The 21,856-nt window shown below is 38.2% G+C and carries 19 protein-coding genes; all 19 read left to right on the plus strand.

Annotation, left to right across the window (positions count from 1 at the left end; all coding sequences use genetic code 11):
* Positions 1-91: 91 nt before the first annotated feature.
* The 19 genes from RRV45_RS09550 (at position 92) to dapG (ending at position 21,856) form a co-directional block, all read left to right on the plus strand.
* Positions 92-4,411 (plus strand): PolC-type DNA polymerase III, encoded by a 4,320-nt coding sequence (locus RRV45_RS09550; RefSeq protein ID WP_315668580.1) that lies wholly within the window; start codon positions 92-94, stop codon positions 4,409-4,411.
* Between the two features lie 236 nt (positions 4,412-4,647).
* Positions 4,648-5,121, plus strand: coding sequence for a ribosome maturation factor RimP (gene rimP, locus RRV45_RS09555; RefSeq protein WP_315668984.1), 474 nt, complete (start codon positions 4,648-4,650; stop codon positions 5,119-5,121).
* Between the two features lie 47 nt (positions 5,122-5,168).
* The gene (gene nusA, locus RRV45_RS09560; protein WP_315668581.1) at positions 5,169-6,290 is read left to right on the plus strand and encodes a transcription termination factor NusA; all 1,122 of its coding nucleotides are present in this window, start codon (positions 5,169-5,171) and stop codon (positions 6,288-6,290) included.
* Between the two features lie 15 nt (positions 6,291-6,305).
* Entirely contained in the window at positions 6,306-6,590 is a 285-nt protein-coding gene (gene rnpM / locus RRV45_RS09565; protein WP_315668582.1) for an RNase P modulator RnpM, read from the plus strand.
* Complete coding sequence (locus tag RRV45_RS09570) at positions 6,587-6,889, plus strand: YlxQ family RNA-binding protein (protein ID WP_315668583.1); 303 nt, start codon at positions 6,587-6,589, stop codon at positions 6,887-6,889. The genes rnpM and RRV45_RS09570 overlap by 4 nt, the downstream gene beginning before the upstream one ends.
* A 19-nt stretch (positions 6,890-6,908) precedes the next feature.
* Positions 6,909-9,131 (plus strand): translation initiation factor IF-2, encoded by a 2,223-nt coding sequence (infB, locus tag RRV45_RS09575; RefSeq protein WP_315668584.1) that lies wholly within the window; start codon positions 6,909-6,911, stop codon positions 9,129-9,131.
* Positions 9,128-9,409 carry a DUF503 domain-containing protein gene (locus tag RRV45_RS09580; protein WP_315668585.1) on the plus strand — a complete coding sequence of 94 codons (282 nt, stop codon included), beginning with the start codon at positions 9,128-9,130 and terminating at the stop codon, positions 9,407-9,409. Before infB ends, RRV45_RS09580 begins: the two co-directional genes overlap by 4 nt.
* A 201-nt stretch (positions 9,410-9,610) precedes the next feature.
* On the plus strand, positions 9,611-9,976 hold the full coding sequence (gene rbfA / locus RRV45_RS09585) for a 30S ribosome-binding factor RbfA (protein WP_315668586.1): 366 nt from the start codon (positions 9,611-9,613) through the stop codon (positions 9,974-9,976).
* A gap of 68 nt (positions 9,977-10,044) precedes the next feature.
* Positions 10,045-10,965: a tRNA pseudouridine(55) synthase TruB gene (truB, locus tag RRV45_RS09590; RefSeq protein ID WP_315668587.1), complete on the plus strand. Its 921-nt coding sequence runs from the start codon at positions 10,045-10,047 to the stop codon at positions 10,963-10,965.
* A 39-nt stretch (positions 10,966-11,004) separates the two neighbouring features.
* Entirely contained in the window at positions 11,005-11,958 is a 954-nt protein-coding gene (gene ribF / locus RRV45_RS09595; protein WP_315668588.1) for a bifunctional riboflavin kinase/FAD synthetase, read from the plus strand.
* A 122-nt stretch (positions 11,959-12,080) separates the two neighbouring features.
* Positions 12,081-12,350 carry a 30S ribosomal protein S15 gene (gene rpsO, locus RRV45_RS09600; RefSeq protein WP_066288899.1) on the plus strand — a complete coding sequence of 90 codons (270 nt, stop codon included), beginning with the start codon at positions 12,081-12,083 and terminating at the stop codon, positions 12,348-12,350.
* A 220-nt stretch (positions 12,351-12,570) separates the two neighbouring features.
* Complete coding sequence (pnp, locus tag RRV45_RS09605) at positions 12,571-14,691, plus strand: polyribonucleotide nucleotidyltransferase (protein WP_315668589.1); 2,121 nt, start codon at positions 12,571-12,573, stop codon at positions 14,689-14,691.
* A gap of 169 nt (positions 14,692-14,860) precedes the next feature.
* On the plus strand, positions 14,861-15,850 hold the full coding sequence (locus RRV45_RS09610; protein WP_315668590.1) for a polysaccharide deacetylase family protein: 990 nt from the start codon (positions 14,861-14,863) through the stop codon (positions 15,848-15,850).
* A 39-nt stretch (positions 15,851-15,889) separates the two neighbouring features.
* Positions 15,890-17,125 (plus strand): M16 family metallopeptidase, encoded by a 1,236-nt coding sequence (locus tag RRV45_RS09615; protein WP_315668591.1) that lies wholly within the window; start codon positions 15,890-15,892, stop codon positions 17,123-17,125.
* Between the two features lie 113 nt (positions 17,126-17,238).
* Positions 17,239-17,493: a YlmC/YmxH family sporulation protein gene (locus RRV45_RS09620; RefSeq protein WP_315668592.1), complete on the plus strand. Its 255-nt coding sequence runs from the start codon at positions 17,239-17,241 to the stop codon at positions 17,491-17,493.
* 253 nt (positions 17,494-17,746) lie between these two features.
* Complete coding sequence (dpaA, locus tag RRV45_RS09625) at positions 17,747-18,646, plus strand: dipicolinic acid synthetase subunit A (protein WP_315668593.1); 900 nt, start codon at positions 17,747-17,749, stop codon at positions 18,644-18,646.
* 1 nt (position 18,647) lies between these two features.
* Positions 18,648-19,247 (plus strand): dipicolinate synthase subunit B, encoded by a 600-nt coding sequence (gene dpaB / locus RRV45_RS09630; protein ID WP_315668594.1) that lies wholly within the window; start codon positions 18,648-18,650, stop codon positions 19,245-19,247.
* A 141-nt stretch (positions 19,248-19,388) separates the two neighbouring features.
* Positions 19,389-20,438, plus strand: a complete 1,050-nt coding sequence (gene asd, locus RRV45_RS09635) for an aspartate-semialdehyde dehydrogenase (protein WP_315668595.1) — start codon at positions 19,389-19,391, stop codon at positions 20,436-20,438.
* Between the two features lie 155 nt (positions 20,439-20,593).
* A complete protein-coding gene (dapG, locus tag RRV45_RS09640) occupies positions 20,594-21,856 on the plus strand; it encodes an aspartate kinase (protein ID WP_315668596.1) in 1,263 nt (420 codons plus the stop codon).

Raw genomic sequence — 21,856 nt, forward strand, 5'->3', positions numbered from 1 at the left:
TAAAAGGACAGCCACATGATTAATAGTTCATGTTATAATAGACATCGTCTGTATATGTGAAATAGAAAATTAATAGATGGGAGAGAGAACAATGGAAGCCCTAGGCAATAAAGAGAGATTCCAACTCTTGCTCCAGCAGCTGCAGTTAACTGAAGATTCAATTGTGCAGCATTTTAAACATGCTCAAATAAAGAAAGTAGTAATTGGGAAGAAAGAAAAAAAGTGGCATTTTCATTTTGAATTTGAGCAAATTCTTCCATTTAATATCTTTAGCCTCTTTTCCACTAAGTTGGCAAAGGTATTTTCTCATATTGCAAATACATCGTTTACCATTGAGGTTAAGAATAATAAAATTGATGAACAATTAGTGCAGGGGTATTGGAAATATTGTATTCAAGAAATGGAAGGCATGGCCCCTCCATTAATAAAATTATTAAATGAACAGATTCCTGCCGTGCATGGGAACAAGCTTATTATAAATGTAAGAAACGATACGGAAGGATTGTCCATCAAAAGAAAATATGCAGAGATTATATCAAGTGTTTATGAAACAGTTGGTTTTCCCACATTATCGATTGATACTGAAATTTCTTCAGAAGGCGCTAATGAAGAATATCAGAAATTTATCGAGGCTAAACAAAGAGAAGACCAAGAACGCGGGATTCAAGCAATGATTGAAATGCAGAAGAAAGAAGCTGAAGCAGGGGCTAATGATGCTGCTTCGATTCAAGGCCCGTTAACAATCGGATTAACGATTAAAGATGATGCCGATTTCAGAAAGCTAATTGATATTATCGATGAAGAACGCCGAGTTGCAATAGAGGGGTATGTGTTTTCTGCGGAAACAAAGGAACTCCGGAGCGGCAGAACACTTTTAACCTTCAAAATTACGGATTACACAAGCTCCATAATAGTCAAAATGTTTTCACGGGATAAAGAAGATGCCGCATTGTATCAGCATGTTCAAAAGGGTATGTGGCTGAAGGTGAGAGGCAGTATCCAAACGGATACCTTTGTTCGTGATCTTGTCATGATTGGAAATGATATAAACGAAATCAAACCAGTCCAAAGACAAGATACAGCACCCGAAAATGAAAAACGTGTGGAACTTCATCTCCATACCCCAATGAGTCAAATGGATGCCGTCACATCCGTCAGCGCACTTATTAGTCAGGCAAAGAAATGGGGGCATAAGGCAATAGCTGTAACGGATCACGCAGTCGTACAGTCTTTTCCTGAAGCCTTTAGTGCTGGGAAGAAGAATGATATAAAAATATTGTATGGTGTTGAAGTTAACTTAGTAGACGATGGGGTTCCTATTGCCTATAACAGTGCAAAAAGAAAGCTGACTGAAGATACGTATGTAGTATTTGACGTTGAAACGACTGGTTTATCCGCTGTTTATGACACGATTATTGAGCTTGCAGCGGTTAAGATTCATAACGGAGAAATTATTGATCGCTTTGAGTCCTTTGCGAATCCACACCACCCACTTTCTGCAACTACTATTAATTTAACTGGAATCACAGATGACCTTGTTGAAAATGCACCTGAAGTAGATGAAGTGCTGCAGAGATTTTATGAGTGGACGGGTGATGATATTTTAGTTGCTCATAATGCTTCTTTTGACATGGGATTCTTAAATGTTGGCTATAAGAAAATTGGTTTAGGAAAAGCATCAAATCCAGTAATTGACACATTGGAATTGGCCCGTTTCTTATATCCAGATATGAAAAACCATCGCTTAAATACATTAGCGAAGAAATTTGATGTTGAGTTAACACAGCATCATAGAGCGATATATGATGCTGAAGCAACTGGTTATCTATTATTAAAGATGTTAAAGGATGCTGCAGAAAAAGAAATTGAATATCATGATCAGTTTAATGATCATATGGGTGAGGGGAATGCATACCAGCGTGCTAGACCTTATCATTGTACACTGCTTGCACAAACTGAAGCTGGTTTAAAGAATCTATTTAAGCTTGTTTCTATCTCTCATATGAATTATTTCTATCGTGTTCCGCGAATTCCAAGATCACTGCTTCAGAAATATCGGGAAGGGCTTCTTGTTGGCTCCGGATGTGATAAAGGTGAAGTTTTCGAGGGAATGATGCAGAAGTCACCTGAAGAGGTTGAAGATATTGCAGCATTTTACGATTATCTTGAAGTACACCCTAAAGCTGTCTATGCTCATTTAATAGAACTAGAACTAGTAAAAAATGAAAAAGCTCTAGAGGAGATCATTGGGAATATTGTTCAATTAGGTGATAAACTAGGTCTTCCTGTTGTCGGAACAGGAAATGTCCATTATTTAAACCCAAATGACAAAATATACCGTAAGATCCTGATCAGTTCTCAAGGGGGAGCAAATCCATTAAATCGTCATAAGCTTCCAGATGTGCATTTTAGAACAACGAATGAAATGCTTGATGCTTTTTCATTTCTGGGGCGTGATATGGCAAAGGAAATTGTCGTAGATAATACGAATAAAATTGCCGATATGATTGATGTTATTAAACCAATCAAAGATGATCTGTATACGCCAAAAATCGAAGGCGCAGATGATGAAATGCGGAATATGAGCTATGCAATGGCAAGAAGAATTTATGGAGATGATCTGCCTGAAATAGTTGAAGCTCGTCTTGAAAAGGAATTAAAAAGTATAATTGGGCATGGCTTTGCTGTTATTTATTTGATCTCTCATAAATTAGTAAAAAAATCATTAGATGATGGTTATTTAGTTGGTTCACGGGGATCTGTTGGTTCATCCTTTGTTGCAACGATGACAGAGATAACAGAAGTAAATCCGCTGCCTCCACATTATGTGTGTCCAGAGTGCAAGCATTCTGAATTCTTCAATGACGGTTCAGTAGGATCTGGATATGACCTGCCGGACAAGGACTGTCAAAACTGTGGTGCTGCCTATATAAAGGATGGACAAGATATTCCGTTTGAAACCTTCCTTGGTTTCAAAGGGGACAAGGTTCCGGATATTGACTTAAACTTTTCAGGGGAATATCAGCCGCGTGCCCACAACTACACGAAGGTTTTGTTTGGGGAAGACTATGTATACCGGGCGGGTACGATTGGAACAGTTGCCGACAAGACAGCATTCGGATATGTAAAAGCCTATCAGCAGGATCATAACCTACAATTAAGAGGTGCAGAGGTTGAACGCCTTGCCTCTGGATGCACTGGTGTAAAAAGAACAACTGGTCAGCATCCAGGAGGTATTATCGTTGTTCCTGATTATATGGATATTTTTGATTTTTCACCGATCCAATTTCCGGCTGATGATAAAAATTCAGAATGGAAGACAACCCATTTTGATTTCCATTCTATCCATGATAATCTACTTAAACTCGACATTCTTGGACACGATGATCCAACGGTTATTCGTATGCTGCAAGATTTAAGCGGAATTGATCCGAAAACAATCCCAACAGACGATCCTGAAGTCATGAAAATATTTAGCGGTACAGAATCCTTAGGTGTAACAGAAGATCAAATCATGTGTAAAACAGGCACGCTTGGTATTCCGGAATTTGGAACACGATTTGTTCGTCAAATGCTTGAAGATACAAAGCCGACAACATTTTCCGAGCTCGTTCAAATATCTGGACTTTCTCATGGTACCGATGTTTGGCTAGGTAATGCGCAGGAACTCATTCATAATAAAATTTGTACATTGAGTGAAGTTATTGGATGTCGTGATGATATTATGGTTTATTTAATTTATCAAGGCCTGGAACCAGCATTTGCCTTTAAAATTATGGAATCCGTTCGTAAAGGTAAAGGGTTATCCGATGAAATGGAAGAGGAAATGAGGAAGAATCAGGTTCCCGAATGGTATATCGACTCTTGTAAAAAGATAAAATATATGTTCCCTAAAGCCCATGCTTCTGCTTATGTTTTAATGGCCGTAAGGATTGCTTATTTTAAAGTTCATCATCCTCTTTTGTATTATGCAGCATACTTTACAGTTCGTGCAGAAGATTTTGATGTGGATGCCATGGTTAAAGGATCGCAATCCATCCGTGCTTTAGTTGAAGAGATAAATGCTAAAGGCCTTGATGCGTCCACAAAGGAAAAGAACCTATTAACGGTGATGGAGCTGGCCCTTGAAATGTCTGAACGCGGCTTTAGCTTCCAAAAGGTTGACTTATACCGCTCAAGTGCAAATGAATTTATTATTGATGGAAATACTTTAATACCTCCATTCAATTCGATTCCTGGACTGGGGACAAATGCGGCCCTTAATATTGTAAAAGCTAGGGAAGTGGGGGAGTTTCTGTCTAAAGAAGACCTTCAGCAGCGGGGAAGATTATCCAAAACGATCATTGAGTATTTGGACAATCACGGTTGCCTGGAATCACTTCCAGAACAAAATCAGCTTTCACTATTTTAATGCTAAGCAGATAATTTTTATTGATAAAAATCGGTCAATCCCTTGACATGATAGCCATTCCATTTGCATTAAAAATTTGGTTATGGTATAGTTTTTATGGAAATACTATTAATAACTCTCGTTAAAGAAGAGTGGGGCAACCCACTCTTTCGTGTTGTATACGTTATTTTTAGTTGTAATAATTATCCAATATGAATTTAATTTACTTGAAGCCATGAACCGGGTAAAGGAGGGATATTATGAGCAAGGTGACTGATACGGTTGGACAATTAGTCACACCCATTCTAGATGAGCTAAATATTGAATTAGTTGACATTGAATACGTAAAGGAAGGAAGAGATTGGTTCCTCCGCGTATTTATTGATAAGGAAAATGGTGTCGATATTGAGGACTGCGGGTTAGTCAGTGAAAAATTAAGTGAAAAGCTTGATGAGATAGATCCAATTCCTTATAACTATTTCTTAGAGGTTTCATCGCCTGGAGCTGAACGCCCTCTTAAAAGTGAAAAGGACTTTCAAAAAGCAATTGGCAAAAATGTTTTTATTAAAACCTATGAGCCTATTGATGGTGATAAAACGTTCGAAGGAATTTTGACTCATTTTGATGGTCAAACAGTAACAGTTGAAATCAAAATTAAAACAAGAAAGAAAAGTATTGATATACCTTATGAAAAAGTTGCAAATGCTCGCTTAGCAGTTGTTTTTTCATAAAGACCAATTAGCGCTTGCGCTTTTCGATTAAAGGGGGAAAAGATCTCATGAGCAGCGAATTGTTGGATGCTCTCACATTACTTGAAAAAGAAAAAGGCATTTCACGTGATGTCATTATTGATGCAATTGAAGCAGCGCTAGTATCTGCATACCGCAGAAACTTCAATCAAGCACAAAATGTTCGGATTGATTTAAATCTTGGAAACGGAACGATGCGAGTTTTTGCCCGGAAAGAAGTAGTTGAAGAGGTATTTGACCCAAGACTAGAAATTTCCGTTGAAGATGCCGGGAGAATTAATCCTAATTACCAGGTTGAAGATATAGTGGAATTAGAAGTGACCCCAAAGGACTTCGGCCGAATTGCGGCACAAACAGCCAAGCAGGTTGTTACACAGCGTGTTCGTGAAGCCGAAAGAGGAATTATATACTCTGAATTTATTGACCGTGAAGAAGATATTATGACAGGGATTGTGCAGCGTCAGGATTCCAAATTTATTTATGTCAGTCTTGGAAAAATTGAAGCGATTCTTCCTACAAATGAACAAATGCCTAACGAACAATACAAACCGCATGACAGAATAAAAGTGTTCATTACAAAGGTTGAAAAGACAACAAAAGGACCACAAATTTTTGTTTCCAGAACCCACCCAGGTCTTTTGAAAAGATTGTTTGAAATTGAAGTTCCCGAAATTTACGATGGTACAGTTGAAATTAAATCTGTAGCCAGAGAAGCTGGAGACCGTTCGAAAATTTCCGTTCATTCTGATAATGAGGAAGTCGATCCAGTTGGTTCTTGTGTTGGACCGAAAGGCACTCGTGTTCAAGCGGTAGTGAATGAGTTAAAAGGTGAAAAGATTGACATTGTAAAGTGGTCAGCTGATCCGATTGTTTTCGTAGCTAATGCTTTAAGTCCATCTAAAGTTCTTGACGTTATCGTAAATGAAAATGATAAAGCTACAACTGTTATAGTTCCAGATTATCAGCTGTCACTCGCAATTGGAAAACGTGGGCAAAACGCGAGACTTGCTGCGAAGCTAACAGGATGGAAAATAGATATTAAATCTGAGTCGGAAGCGCGTGAAACAGGCATGTATCCAAGAGAAGAAACACTTTTGACTTATGATAGCACTGAGCTTGAAGATGATGATTTTCAGGAAGATATGGATTAATAGGGGTGAATGAATGTGAACAATCGTAAAAAAGTTCCTCTGCGTAAATGTGTCGCAACCGGTGAAATGAGACCGAAAAAAGAACTCGTTCGCATCGTTCGCTCTAAAGAAGGGGAAGTATCCGTTGATCTGACTGGAAAAAAATCCGGTCGCGGCGCCTACCTTTCTAAAGAAGAAGAGGCTGTAAAACTTGCAAAAAAGAAAAACATTTTAGCGAGCCATTTAGAAGTTTCAATAGATGATTCAATTTATGAAGAGCTTTTAGAGCTCATAGAGAAGGAGAAACGACTATCCAAATGAATGCAAATCAATGGATGTCATTGCTTGGCTTAGCGAATCGGGCACGAAAAATTACTTCGGGTGAAGAGCTTACTATCAAAGAAATAAGAAACGGTAAAGCAAAGCTCATATTGCTATCTGCGGACGCTTCTGTTAACACGACAAAAAAAGTAACTGATAAATGTAAATCCTATCAAATTCCATATAGGCTTGTAGAAAACCGGGAAATCCTTGGTCAGGCTATTGGAAAAGATGCTCGGGTTGTTGTGGCAGTGCTTGATGATGGATTTGCAAAAAAACTGAAGTCGTTGCTCGATTAATTCCAGCGGGGGTGAAAGTATGAGTAAAATACGCGTTTACGAATATGCAAAAAAGCAAAACGTATCAAGTAAAGACGTGATTACAAAATTAAAAGACATGAATATCGAGGTCTCAAACCATATGACAGCAATTGAAGCTTCTGCCGTACAAAAATTGGACGGAATATACGGTAAGAAGGAAGACAAACAGCCAGAAAAGCAAAATCAGCAAAAGACAAATCCAGTTCAGACAAAACCAAAAGCTCAGACTGCTAATCGAGATGAGCAGCAGGGAGCAAACAAAGGTAATAATAAACCAATGCAAAAACAAGCTGAAGGTAAAAAGCCAAACCAAGATAGTAACAAAAAAGACAATAAGCCTTTTAACAAAAACAAGAATAAAAATAGTAACAATAACAATCAAAATCAAAATAGAAATAAAAACAATAATAAAGGGAAAAGCAACCATCAAGCACAAGTCCCTCCTGCTCCTAAAAAAGTAAAGGAACTTCCAGCTAAAATTACTTTTAGTGATTCATTAACAGTTGCTGAACTTGCAAAAAAACTTCATCGTGAACCATCAGAAATCATCAAGAAATTATTTATGCTTGGTGTTATGGCTACAATTAATCAAGCTTTGGATAAAGATGCCATTGAATTAATTGCTACTGATTACGGGGTTGAAGTCGAAGAAGAAGTTCATATCGATGTGACTGATTTAGAGGTTTATTTCACAGATGAAGAAGAAGTGGAGCTAGTAGAACGTCCGGCAGTTGTTACGATTATGGGGCACGTTGACCACGGTAAAACAACGACTTTGGATTCTATTAGAAATACGAAAGTAACCGCGGGAGAAGCTGGTGGTATTACTCAGCATATCGGAGCTTATCAAGTGGAAGAAAACGGAAAGAAGATTACGTTTTTAGATACACCAGGACATGCTGCCTTTACAACGATGCGTGCCCGTGGAGCGAAAATTACGGATATTACCATTCTTGTTGTTGCTGCTGATGATGGTGTTATGCCTCAAACGATTGAAGCGATTAACCATGCGAAAGCAGCAGAAGTACCAATTATTGTAGCTGTTAATAAAATGGATAAGGAATCTGCCAATCCAGACCGCGTAATGCAAGAGTTAACTGAATATGGATTAGTACCAGAGGCTTGGGGTGGGGATACTATTTTTGTTCCTATTTCTGCCCTTAAAGGAGAAGGAATTGACAATCTTCTGGAAATGATACTTCTTGTAAGCGAGGTTGAAGAATTTAAGGCTAATCCTAAACGAAGTGCTGTAGGAACTGTAATCGAGGCTCAATTAGATAAAGGCCGCGGATCAGTTGCAACTCTGCTCGTTCAAAACGGTACTTTAAAAGTAGGAGATCCGATTGTTGTTGGAAATACTTTTGGCCGAGTACGTGCAATGGTCAATGATCTTGGACGCCGTGTGAAACAAGCAGGACCATCAACACCAGTAGAGATTACAGGTCTTAATGATGTACCTCAAGCTGGGGATCGCTTCGTTGTACTTTCTGATGAGAAGACAGCTCGCCAAATTGGAGAGTCTCGTGCTCAGCAAGCCCTTCAAGCCCAGCGTAGTGAGAAGACAAAAATTAGCTTGGATAACTTGTTTGAACATATGAAACAAGGAGAAATGAAGGATTTAAATGTTGTTGTTAAGGCAGATGTCCAAGGTACTGCAGAAGCACTTACAACAGCCTTGCAAAAGATTGATGTTGAAGGTGTAAATGTTCGTATTCTTCATACTGGAGCAGGAGCTATTAATGAATCAGATATTACACTTGCTGCAGCATTTAACGCGTTTGTTGTCGGATTTAATGTACGCCCTGACAATAACGCTAAGCGTGCTGCGGAAGCTGAAGGTGTAGATATTCGCCTGCATAGAGTTATTTACAAAGTAATCGAAGAAATCGAATTGGCTATGAAAGGAATGCTTGATCCAGAATTTGAAGAAAAAATTATTGGTCAAGCAGAAGTTCGTCAAACATTTAAAGTATCAAAAGTTGGAACAATTGCAGGTTCATATGTTACAGATGGAAAAATTACTCGGGATAGCGGAGTACGCTTGATCCGTGATGGCATTGTTATTTTTGAAGGGGAAGTGGATGCACTTAAGCGCTTCAAGGATGATGCTAAAGAGGTAAGTCAAGGATATGAATGTGGGATTACGATCAGAAACTTTAATGATGTAAAAGAAGGCGATGTTATTGAAGCCTTCGTTATGCAGGAAATTGAGCGAAAATGATCATTGGGCTTGCAGCTTGTGAATGTATCATTTATGACTCACATTCTTTAAAAGAAAAACGAGCTGTATTACAAAGAATTCTAACCCGTTTGAAACAAAAATATAATATATCTGTTTCTGAGGTAGATTATCAAGATGTATGGCAACGAACTAAAATAGCCATTGTTGCCGTATCATCTTCTCGAGTTTCTACGGAGCAAGAATTACAAAATGCCCTTAAATTAATTGATTCGTTTCCTGAAATTGAACGAACAATTACAGATATTGAGTGGGTTTAACTTTATTCAGTATTTATTTTCTATTTCAATTTGTGGGCAATGAATACAATTAGGAAACTATTCAGAAGGGGTTCAATACTTTCTGAATAAAGTTAAGCCTCCGGCGGATGCCTCAGATTTTTAAAGGAATTTATCGGGCTCTGCCCGATAAAAATCTGGGCGCAAATCCACCAAGGCGGATTTGATTAGAGGTGAATGAATTTGAGCCTTCGAGCAAATAAAGTTGGAGAACAAATGAAGAAGGAGCTTGGCGAAATTATCGGCCGTAAATTAAAAGACCCACGTGTTGGTTTTGTTACGGTAACCGATGTCCAAGTAACCGGAGATCTTCAGCAAGCAACCGTATTTATTTCTGTTCTTGGCGATGAGGAACAAAGAGAAAATACACTAAAAGGCCTAGCTAAAGCAAAAGGATTTATCCGTTCAGAGATTGGGCAGCGAATCCGCTTGCGTAAAACTCCAGAAATTTTCTTTGAATTTGATGAATCAATTGATTATGGCAATCGGATTGAAACTTTACTTCATCAAATACATGATGAAGATCGTTCAAAGGAAAACGAGGATTAATGATAGAAAAGGATGTGGATAGACATTTGTCTATCCATTTTTTTCGAATTAAAGAAGGAGGATCACTTGTGGAAGGTATATTGCCGTTATTTAAACCTAGGGGGATTACCTCACATGATTGTGTATTTAAGCTTCGCAAAATCTTAAAAATGAAAAGAATTGGCCATACAGGAACGCTAGACCCAGATGTGACAGGGGTTCTTCCGATTTGCTTAGGGAGAGCGACAAAAGTGGCTGAATATATTACAGATGCAGGAAAAGCATATGAAGGTGAAGTAACGATAGGGTATTCCACCACAACAGAGGATGCATCAGGTGAGACCGTTGAAGATAGGCCAATAACGAATTCATTTCCAAGAGAAGAAATTTTGGCTGTTTTGGAGAGCTTAACTGGTGAAATATCGCAAACCCCGCCAATGTATTCCGCTGTGAAAGTAAATGGAAAACGGCTTTATGAATATGCAAGACAAGGGATTACTGTTGAAAGGCCAACTAGAAGGGTAAAGGTTTATTCAATCGAACTTCTTGATGACCGTGAAATTTTCAGTGGAGAACGTATTCAATTCCGTTTCCGGGTTTCCTGCAGCAAGGGAACGTATATACGAACATTGGCTGTCATGATTGGAGAAAAACTTGGTTATCCTGCTCACATGTCTGAACTTGTCAGGATTCAATCTGCCTCATACTCCTTACAAGACTGCTTAACATTAGAAGAAATAGAAACCTTCGTTCAAGAAGGCACCCTTTTAGAAAAAATAAAGCCGCTTGAATCTGCGCTTTCTCATTTGCCCAAATATACGATAAATGATACAGTAGCAAAGAAAGTAAAAAATGGAGCAGTATTGCCCATACCAAGTCATTTATCTGAAACAGAAGGTCCCATTGTTGTTGAAACTGTAAACGGCATTGCTTTGGCGGTTTACGAGCATCATCAGCAAAAGCAAGGATTAATGAAACCAGTAAAGGTCATCCGAAACGAAACACTTTGAGAAAATAAGGCTTTGAATTAGAAAAAAAGGTGAACCATCATGGAAATAATTTCAATTAAACATCCGCATAATTTTAACAGGGACGAACTGCCGCCATTATCTATGGCATTAGGCTATTTTGACGGAGTTCATCTTGGACATCAGGCAGTGATCAAAAAGGCAAAGTCAATCGCTGCTGAGCACGGCTTCAAAAGCGCTGTCATGACCTTTGATCCTCATCCCTCTGTTGTATTAGGAAAAAGTGTAAAGCATGTTGAATATATTACTCCACTACGCGATAAAATCGAGTTAATTGCTAAATTAGGGATCGATTATGTATTTATCGTTAACTTTACAAGGGAGTTCGCAAGTCTATTGCCCCAAGAATTTGTAGATCAATATTTAATAGATCTGCATGTAAAACATGTAATAGCTGGCTTTGACTTTACATATGGCCGAATGGGTAAAGGAACGATGGAAACATTGCCATTCCATTCAAGGGAAAAATTCACCTATACAGTCGTTCCAAAATTAGCATCTAATAATAATGAGAAAATCAGCTCAACCTTAATACGGTCAATGATTCGTGAAGGCAGGCTGGAAGGAATTTTACTTACATTAGGCAGGCATTATTCTACCAATGGGACAGTTATTCATGGAGATAAAAGAGGAAGAACAATAGGGTTTCCAACGGCGAACATTGAATTACTGGACGATTACATCCTTCCCCCTACCGGAGTTTATTGTGTCCGCATTAACGTTCATGGAAATTGGCATGAAGGAGTATGCAATGTCGGCTATAAGCCAACCTTTAAAGAGGAAATGTCGAAAAAGCCATCTATCGAGGTTCATATTTTTGATTTTAATCAGGAAATTTACGGTCAGGAAGTAATGGTTGAATGGCATTTGCATTTACGTAAGGAACAAAAATTCAATGGAATACAAGAGCTTGTTGCTCAAATAGAAAAGGACAAAAGGTCAGCGCTAGCTTACTTTGAAAAAAACAATGTTTAGCCTTGCTTTTTGTCATAAAAAGTTGTATTCTTATTAACGTATCAAAAGAACCTTTGCTTGGCAAGTCGAGTCACCGACGCTTGCTCGGTAACAGGGGATTTACTATTTAGGAGGTGAAACGGATGGCAATCACTAAAGAACGTAAAAATGAACTAATTAATGAGTATAAAACTCATGAGAATGATACTGGATCTCCAGAAGTTCAAATCGCTGTCCTTACTGAGGAAATTAACAAATTGAACGATCATTTACGTACTCATAAGAAAGACCACCACTCACGTCGCGGTCTTTTGAAAATGGTAGGTAAACGTCGTAACCTGTTAACTTACCTGCGTAACAAAGACGTTCAACGTTACCGTGAGTTAATTAACAAATTAGGTTTACGTCGATAATAAGAAAAGCGGGAGTTTTCCCGCTTTTTTATTAGCTTAAAAAGAACACATGTTTACATACATAAAAGAGCCATTTTAACATGCAATAATATTGTACATACTATACATACACGGATTTCATACTTTTTCGAACATATTTGTTCAAATAATGTTTAGGTTTAGGTTTCCAATTCAAGTCGCTAAACCTCCATTGTGATAAGGTAGAGAGGGGTTACAAAATATGGGACAAGATAAACATATTTATTCTATAGATTGGGCTGGCCGCAATTTAACTGTTGAAATTGGACAGTTAGCAAAACAAGCAAATGGTGCAGTGCTAGTTCGCTATGGAGACACAGCTGTATTATGTACAGCAACGGCATCAAAGGAGCCGAAAAATTTAGATTTCTTTCCACTAACAGTTAATTACGAGGAAAGATTATACGCTGTTGGGAAAATACCTGGTGGATTTATTAAAAGAGAAGGCCGACCAAGTGAAAAAGCTATTTTGGCCAGCCGCTTAATTGATAGACCAATCCGCCCATTATTTGCTGATGGTTTCCGTAATGAAGTACAAGTAGTCAGCATGGTTATGAGTGTTGATCAAGATTGTTCATCAGAAATGGCGGCCATGTTTGGTTCTTCATTAGCCTTAAGTGTATCAGATATTCCTTTTGGAGGACCAATTGCTGGAGTAAGTGTTGGCCGTATTAATGGCGAATTCATTATTAACCCTACAGTAGATCAAGCAGATAAAAGCGATATTCATTTAGTTGTCGCTGGTACGAAGGATGCAATAAATATGGTTGAAGCAGGTGCATTAGAAGTACCTGAAGAAATCATGCTAGAAGCGATTATGTTTGGACATGAAGAAATTAAGCGATTAATCTCCTTTCAAGAAGAAATTGTAGCTGAAATCGGCAAAGAAAAACTTGAAATTGTTCTATTTGAACTTGATCAAGAATTAGAAGCTAAAGTTCGTTCAATTTGCGAACAAGACATGATCGCAGCTATTCAAGTTCAGGAAAAGCATGCACGCGAGGATGCGATTAAAGCTGTTAAAAATGGTGTAGTTGCAAAATTTGAAGAACAAGAGGCTTCTGAAGAAGACCTTAAACAAGTGAAACAAATTCTTGATAAAATTGTAAAAGGCGAAGTAAGAAGGCTGATTACAGAAGATAAGGTTCGTCCAGATGGGCGTGGCTTGGATGTCATTCGTCCATTATCTTCAGAGATCGGTATTTTGGCTAGAACACATGGTTCAGGACTATTTACTCGTGGACAAACTCAGGCATTAAGCGTATGTACATTGGGGGCACTAGGTGATGTTCAAATTCTAGATGGCCTAGGTATTGAGGAAGAAAAACGTTTTATGCATCATTACAACTTCCCTAATTTCAGCGTTGGAGAAACTGGACCGATGAGAGGGCCAGGCCGTCGTGAAATTGGACATGGTGCACTAGGAGAGCGTGCTTTGGAGCCTGTTATTCCATCCGAAAAAGATTTCCCTTACACAGTCCGTTTAGTATCTGAAGTATTGGAATCTAATGGATCTACTTCACAGGCAAGTATTTGTGCAAGTACCCTTGCTATGATGGATGCCGGTGTACCAATTAAGGCTCCTGTTGCAGGGATCGCGATGGGTCTAATTAAGTCAGGAGAGCATTACTCTATTCTGACAGATATCCAAGGAATGGAAGATCATTTAGGAGATATGGACTTTAAAGTTGCTGGTACGGCTAAAGGCGTAACAGCTTTACAAATGGATATTAAAATTGAAGGTCTTTCCCGTGAAATATTAGAAGAAGCTCTTCAGCAAGCGAAAAAAGGCCGCATGCAAATTCTTGACTCAATGCTAAGTACGATTGCTCAGCCAAAACAAGAGCTGTCCAAATACGCTCCTAAGATCTTGACAATGCATATTAACCCAGATAAGATTCGTGATGTTATTGGACCGAGCGGAAAGCAAATCAATAAGATTATTGAAGAGACTGGCGTAAAAATTGATATTGAACAAGATGGTACAGTATTCATCTCTTCAACTGATGAAGAAATGAACCAAAAAGCGAAGAAAATTATTGAGGACATTGTTCGTGAGGTTGAAGTCGGACAAATGTATCTTGGTAAAGTAAAGCGAATTGAAAAATTCGGAGCATTTGTTGAAATATTTAACGGAAAAGATGGACTTGTCCACATTTCAGAGCTTGCTGAAGAACGTGTTGGCAAAGTAGAGGATGTCGTATCAATAGGGGACGAATTACTTGTTAAAGTAACCGAAATTGATAAACAAGGCCGTGTAAACTTATCACGTAAAGCTGTCCTCCGTGAGCAGCGCGAACAGAAAGAACAAGCACAACAATAATTACTAGCAAAAGCATGATTTATTATTAAAGGAAAGAGTCAGGACGGGAGGGCCCCCCTGACTCTTTCCATATACATACCCATTGTTAAAAATTAACTTTAATAAGGAAATCCACCTCGTTCTACCTTGTCCTCTTAAAACATATGGTTTATGGAAGGAGGCAAGGATTATGAAAAAGTGGATTTATTTAAGTATAATTGTTATTGTTGCATTTTTTTTCGTAAACAATCCGTTAACGAATCAATACATTACTGGTTTAAAAGCTGATTCTATTTCTGTTTCCAAACAAAATGATCCATTATATAGAGAAATAACTGCCCGAGCTGCAGACTATTATATTCCCCCGCAGGATGCGAAGATTGATCGAATTTGGAAAGCGATGCCTGGTTTAAATGGATTACAGGTTGATATAGTCGCTTCATATAAAAAAATGAAGCCTGATGGAGAATTTAAGGAAGAAAGGCTTGTTTTTAAACAAGTTCAGCCTAAAGTTCAATTAAACGATTTGCCGCCTTCTCCTACATATAAAGGACATCCAGAAAAAGAGATGGTTAGTTTCATTATCAATGTAGCCTGGGGAAATGAGTATTTAACAGATGTGCTTGCAACGTTAAAGAAACATAACGTTTCGGCAAGTTTTTTCTTAGAGGGAAAATGGGCTCAAAATAATCCCGAACTGGCAAAAATGATAGAAGAAGCAGGACATGAAATTGGTAACCATTCATATTCTCAACCTAATATGGCAAAAATATCAACAAGTAAAATGAGGGAAGAAATACAAAAAACGAATGATGTTCTTAAGGCTATTACAGATAAGCCTGTAAAATGGTTTGCCCCGCCTAGTGGAAGCTTTCGTGATGAAACGGTACAAATCGCCTCACAGGAAAGCTTAAGAACGGTTATATGGTCGGTTGATACTGTCGATTTGAAAAAGCCTTCCCCTGAGGAATTGCTAAATCGGGTTATGAGTAAGGTTCATAATGGGGCGATCATCTTAATGCACCCTACAAGCCCAACAGAAAGGTCGCTAGATCAGTTAATCATTGGGCTGAAGAAGCAGGACTTTCAAATTGGAACCGTTTCCGAGCTTTTGAGTTCTGATCGAAAGGCTGATAATCTTAATTTTGGAAAAGTTAATAGTAAGGAAAATAACAACTAAAATTATTGCATCTCTGTTAAAGGAACAGGAGGAACTTATTTGATTAAAAAGTATACATGCCAAAATGGTGTAAGAGTCGTATTAGAAAATATTCCACACGTTCGTTCCGTTGCCATCGGTGTTTGGATTGGAACTGGATCTAGAGATGAAAACCTAGAGAATAACGGAATTTCCCATTTTCTTGAACATATGTTTTTTAAGGGAACAAAAACAAGATCAGCACGTGAGATCGCTGAATCATTTGACAGTATTGGCGGACAGGTGAATGCTTTTACTTCAAAAGAATACACTTGCTATTATGCAAAGGTTCTCGATACTCATGCAGATTTTGCACTTGAGGTTTTAGCGGATATGTTCTTTAACTCTACATTTGTGGAAGAAGAGCTGAATAAAGAGAAAAACGTTGTTTATGAAGAAATTAAAATGTATGAGGATACGCCTGATGATATCGTTCATGACTTGCTTAGCAAAGCCATTTATGAAACTCATCCCCTTGGCTATCCGATATTAGGCACAGAGGAAACACTTGCTGCCTTTAATGGTGATACATTAAGGGAATATGTTCACGACATGTATACGCCTGAAAAAGTGGTCATTTCAATTGCCGGCAATATTTCTGAATCTTTTATTCGTGAAGTTGAGAAATATTTCGGATCCTATGAAGGCGGCAATCATGAAAAAACTGAGCATAGCCTTGAATTTCATCCAAATAAGGTTGTTCGGAAAAAGGATACAGAGCAGGCCCATTTATGTATTGGTTTTGAAGGACTGCAGGTTGGCCATCCAGAAATGTACAATTTAATTATTCTCAATAATGTTCTTGGCGGCAGCATGAGCAGCCGGTTATTCCAGGACGTTAGGGAACAAAAGGGACTCGCCTATTCAGTATTTTCTTATCATTCAGCCTACCAGGATGCGGGGATTGTTACACTCTACGGAGGAACTGGAGCTAAGCAATTAGATGTCTTATTTGAAACGATGCAAGAAACATTAAGCAAGCTTAAACAAGATGGAATTACAGAAAAGGAATTAAATAATAGCAAGGAACAGCTTAAAGGGAGTCTGATGCTCAGCCTGGAAAGCACAAATAGCCGGATGAGCCGAAATGGCAAAAATGAACTATTACTGAAGCGTCATCGATCATTAGATGAAATCATTGAACAAATTGATGCTGTATCAAAAAAAGGTGTAAATGACATGGCAAATTCCATATTCACTGATAAATATGCCGTATCCCTAATTAGCCCTAATGGCGAGTTGCCAAAAAGCATATAAACCGTAATAACAGTCTGTTTAAATAGCAGACTGTTTTTTGTTTTTGCGGTAAGTTGATTTATAGTCTAAAAAACAAGGAATAACGATAAATTGTATTGAGAGGGGGGAAGGCCGTGAGACTTAGTGAACTTAGTGGAAAAGAAATCGTTGACGTGAAAAAAGCAGAAAGATTAGGGGTGCTTGGGCAAACAGATCTTGAAATAAACGAAAAAAGTGGACAAATACAGGCATTAGTCATTCCATCTTTGAAATGGTTTGGGCTCAAAAGGCAAGGAGATGAGATACGTGTACCCTGGAGCCACATTAAAAGGATCGGAACTGATATGATTATTTTAGATATGCCAGATGAGGAAGATGCAAATGAATAGTAAATATGTAACGGATTAAATAGATTGGCTAAAGCCAGTCTATTTTTTTTTAATAAAATTCTTTTTAGTAAAAAAATTAGGCTAAAACCTAGTGCCCACTTACTTTTCTTCTCACCAGAAAACAAACCTCAACTCATATTTAAAGCCTTTTATTAGATGGAAAACTCACCGATTTAGCCTTCCGTACATAGGATGTTGAAGTAGTGAAATAACACAGTACCTGTAACACTCTTTAGAAGAAGGTGAGGGTTTCATGCTAACAGACATCCAAATTGCTGTTATTGGCGGAGATGCTAGGCAGCTGGAAATTATACGCAAACTAACCGAGCTGGATGCCAAGCTTTCATTAATTGGATTTGAACAACTAGATCATGCCTTTACTGGGGCTGTTAAAGAAAAAATAGATGAAGTTGACTTTTCAAATAAGGATGTTGTCATATTACCTGTTCCTGGAACTGGCTTAGATGGTCAAATTGAAACAATATTTTCTAATGAAAAAGTATATTTACGGAAAGAAATGCTTTTGGAAACGCCTTCCCATTGTACGATCTATTCAGGAATAAGCAATTCATATTTAGACAGTCTGACTAAGCAGGCGAATAGACGTCTCGTTAATTTATTTGAACGGGATGATGTAGCCATTTATAACTCAATTCCCACAGTGGAGGGAACAATTATGATGGCCATACAGCATACTGATATTACCATTCATGGGTCAAACATTACCGTTCTCGGCCTTGGAAGAGTTGGGATGAGTGTTGCAAGAGTCTTTGATTCTCTTGGAGCCAAGGTAAAAGTGGGTGCGAGAAAAAGTGAACATATTGCAAGGATTTCTGAAATGGGTTTAATTCCATTTCATTTAAAGGATTTAGAAAATGAAGTAAAGGATGCAGATATTTGTATCAATACGATTCCACATTTAGTAGTTACGGCTTCTGTCATTGCAAAAATGCCAGTTCATACTCTCATTATTGATCTTGCTTCTAAACCGGGAGGGACAGACTTTAGGTATGCTGAAAAAAGGGGAGTAAAGGCATTACTCGCACCTGGTCTCCCAGGAATCGTTGCACCTAAAACAGCCGGAAAAATATTAGCGAAGGTTCTTTCCCAATTAATAAAAGAAGATAGTGTTAAGCGAAAGGGGAATATTTAATATGAGTTTAAAAGGAAAACGTATCGGTTTTGGTCTGACAGGATCCCATTGCACATACGATGCGGTGTTCCCGGAAATAGAGAAGCTTGTCAATGCTGGGGCTGAAGTATTGCCTGTTGTTACCTTTACAGTTAAAAGTACTGAAACAAGGTTTGGAAAAGGGGAAGATTGGGTACAAAGAATTGAAGAATTAACTGGAAATAAAGTAATAGACACCATTGTGAAGGCAGAGCCCTTAGGTCCGAAAATTCCGTTAGATTGTATGGTAATCGCCCCCTTAACAGGAAATTCTATGAGTAAATTTGCAAACGCAATGACAGATTCCCCTGTATTAATGGCTGCAAAGGCAACGCTAAGGAATCAAAAGCCTGTTGTTTTAGGAATATCCACAAACGATGCTCTTGGCTTAAATGGCGTGAATTTAATGAGATTAATGGCAACGAAAAATATTTATTTTATCCCTTTTGGCCAGGATGATCCAGAGAGAAAACCAAACTCAATAGTTGCTAGAATGACAGCTTTATCTGAAACGATCGAAGCTGCTATTGCAGGTAAGCAATTCCAGCCTGTGCTTGTGGAAAGATATAAAGACGAGGAATAAAGGATTTCCCCAATTTTCTAGCAAAAAGTTTATTACTTTAAAGAATGAATATGTTAAAATGTATGTTATTATAAGAAAATTCATTATGTTTCTTTAGTAATGTTTTTGCTAGAAAGTATTTTTTGAGAGGGGAAAAAACAAATGGAACAGAAAAAAGGATTTCATGTAGCAGTTTTAGGAGCAACAGGAGCAGTAGGGCAGCAAATGCTTGATACACTTGAGAAAAAGAACTTTCCAATCGAAAAGCTAACCTTACTTTCTTCTGCACGTTCAGCGGGAAAAAAGGTTCATTATAAAGGCGAAGAATTAACAGTTCAGGAAGCAACGCCAGAAAGCTTTGCAGGCGTTGATATAGCATTATTTAGTGCAGGTGGAAGTGTTTCGAAAGAAATGGCGGCTCATGCTGTTTCTCATGGGGCAATTGTAGTTGATAATACAAGTGCTTTCCGTATGGATGAAGATGTGCCGCTTGTTGTGCCAGAAGTCAATGAACAAGACCTTCACAATCATAAAGGAATTATTGCAAATCCAAACTGTTCAACGATTCAAATGGTTGTAGCTTTAGAACCTGTCCGTCAGAAATACGGTTTAAATAAGGTGATCGTTTCAACATACCAGGCTGTTTCGGGATCAGGTGCAGCTGCAGTTGAAGAACTTAATGAGCAAACAAAGGCAATCATAAATGGCGAATCCTTTGAGCCTGCCATTCTTCCTGTAAAAAGCGATAAGAAGCATTATCAAATTGCCTTTAACGCAATTCCGCAAATTGATAAGTTTACAGAGAACGGCTTTACATTTGAAGAAATGAAAATGATAAATGAAACAAAAAAGATCATGAATCTTCCTGAACTTCAAGTTGCAGCGACATGTGTACGTTTACCAGTTGCAACTGGGCACTCAGAATCTCTGTATTTCGAGGTGAATGAAGAAGGAGTTAGCTCACAAGAAATTAAAGAGCTTCTAAAAGACTCCCCTGGGGTTATTTTACAAGATGATCCAGACAATCAAATATACCCGATGCCTGCTGATTGTGTAGGCAAGAGCGATGTATTTGTAGGACGTATCCGCAAGGACTTAGATCACCCAACGGGCTTCCATATGTGGGTTGTATCAGACAATCTATTAAAGGGAGCTGCCTGGAACTCCGTCCAAATTGCAGAAAGCTTAGTAAAACTTGGCTTAGTAAAATAACAGCGTTCACGTTAAGTTTTTCATTTCATATTATGATTTTGAGCATTCAAAATGTTGGAGCTAGAAATTTCTAGCTCCAAATATTATCCTTCCTCTCTATCCATAAACTTATAGTTTAGCCTTTTACCAATGAAGAGTTTTATAGAGGTGTAATAATGAAAATAATTGTCCAAAAATTTGGAGGCACGTCAGTTCGCAATGAGAAAAGCAGGGCACATGCTTTAAAACACATCAAAAAAGCCCGATTAGAGGGGTTTAAGATAGTCGTTGTTGTATCAGCAATGGGACGATTAGGTGATCCATATGCGACGGATACGTTACTTTCGCTCGTAGAAACAAATAAATCATTGATTAATAAAAGGGAAACTGATCTTTTACTATCCTGTGGAGAAATTATTTCAAGTATTGTTTTTACAAATATGCTTTTGGAGCATGGCATAAAAGCAACGGCCTTGACAGGTGCGCAAGCAGGTTTTCGAACGAATCACGAACATATAAACGCGAAAATTATCGATATGAAATGTGATAGGCTTCTTAAAATGCTTGAAGATCACGATGTAGTCGTAGTAGCTGGATTTCAAGGTGCTGCCAAGAATTGGGATGTCACAACGATCGGCAGAGGCGGCAGCGACACATCAGCAGCAGCTTTAGGAGCGGCCCTAAATGCGGAATGGATTGAAATATTTACAGATGTTGATGGCATCATGACAGCTGACCCAAGTATCGCAGAAAATGCACGTCCTCTATCTATTGTCACTTATACAGAAGTATGCAATATGGCTTATCAAGGAGCAAAAGTCATACATCCTCGAGCTGTTGAAATTGCCATGCAGGCTAAAATCCCCATTCGAATTCGATCTACCTATACAGAAAATTTAGGAACCCTTGTGACAGCTATTAATAAGGAACAGCAGGGAATAGACATCAAGGAAAGAATTGTTACAGGAATTGCCCATCTCCCAAATATTACACAAATCAAAGTGCAGGCTAAGAAGGATCAATATAATTTGCAAGCCGAGGTTTTTAAGGCTATGGCAAATGAAGGAATCAGTGTCGATTTTATTAATATTTATCCAAATGGCGTTAATTATACAGTTTCAGAAGAAATGACAGAGAAAGCCATTCAGATATTAGAACAATTAAATCATACTCCTCTTGTTGAGAAAGATTGTGCGAAAGTATCTGTCGTTGGAGCTGGCATGCAAGGTGTACCAGGAGTCGCATCAAAAATTGTTACGGCATTGTCAGAGCAGGAAATAAGGATTTTACAATCTGCGGATAGCCATACTACTATATGGGTTCTTGTTAAACAGCATGATTTAGCTAAAGCAATCAATGCTTTACATGATGCGTTCCAGCTTGAAAAGGATTATACAGTTCCTGAGAATACTGAATTTTGGAAGATTAAAGGAGTGTAG

It is taken from the genome of Bacillus sp. DTU_2020_1000418_1_SI_GHA_SEK_038, from assembly GCF_032341175.1.
Lineage (GTDB): Bacteria > Bacillota > Bacilli > Bacillales > Cytobacillaceae > Cytobacillus.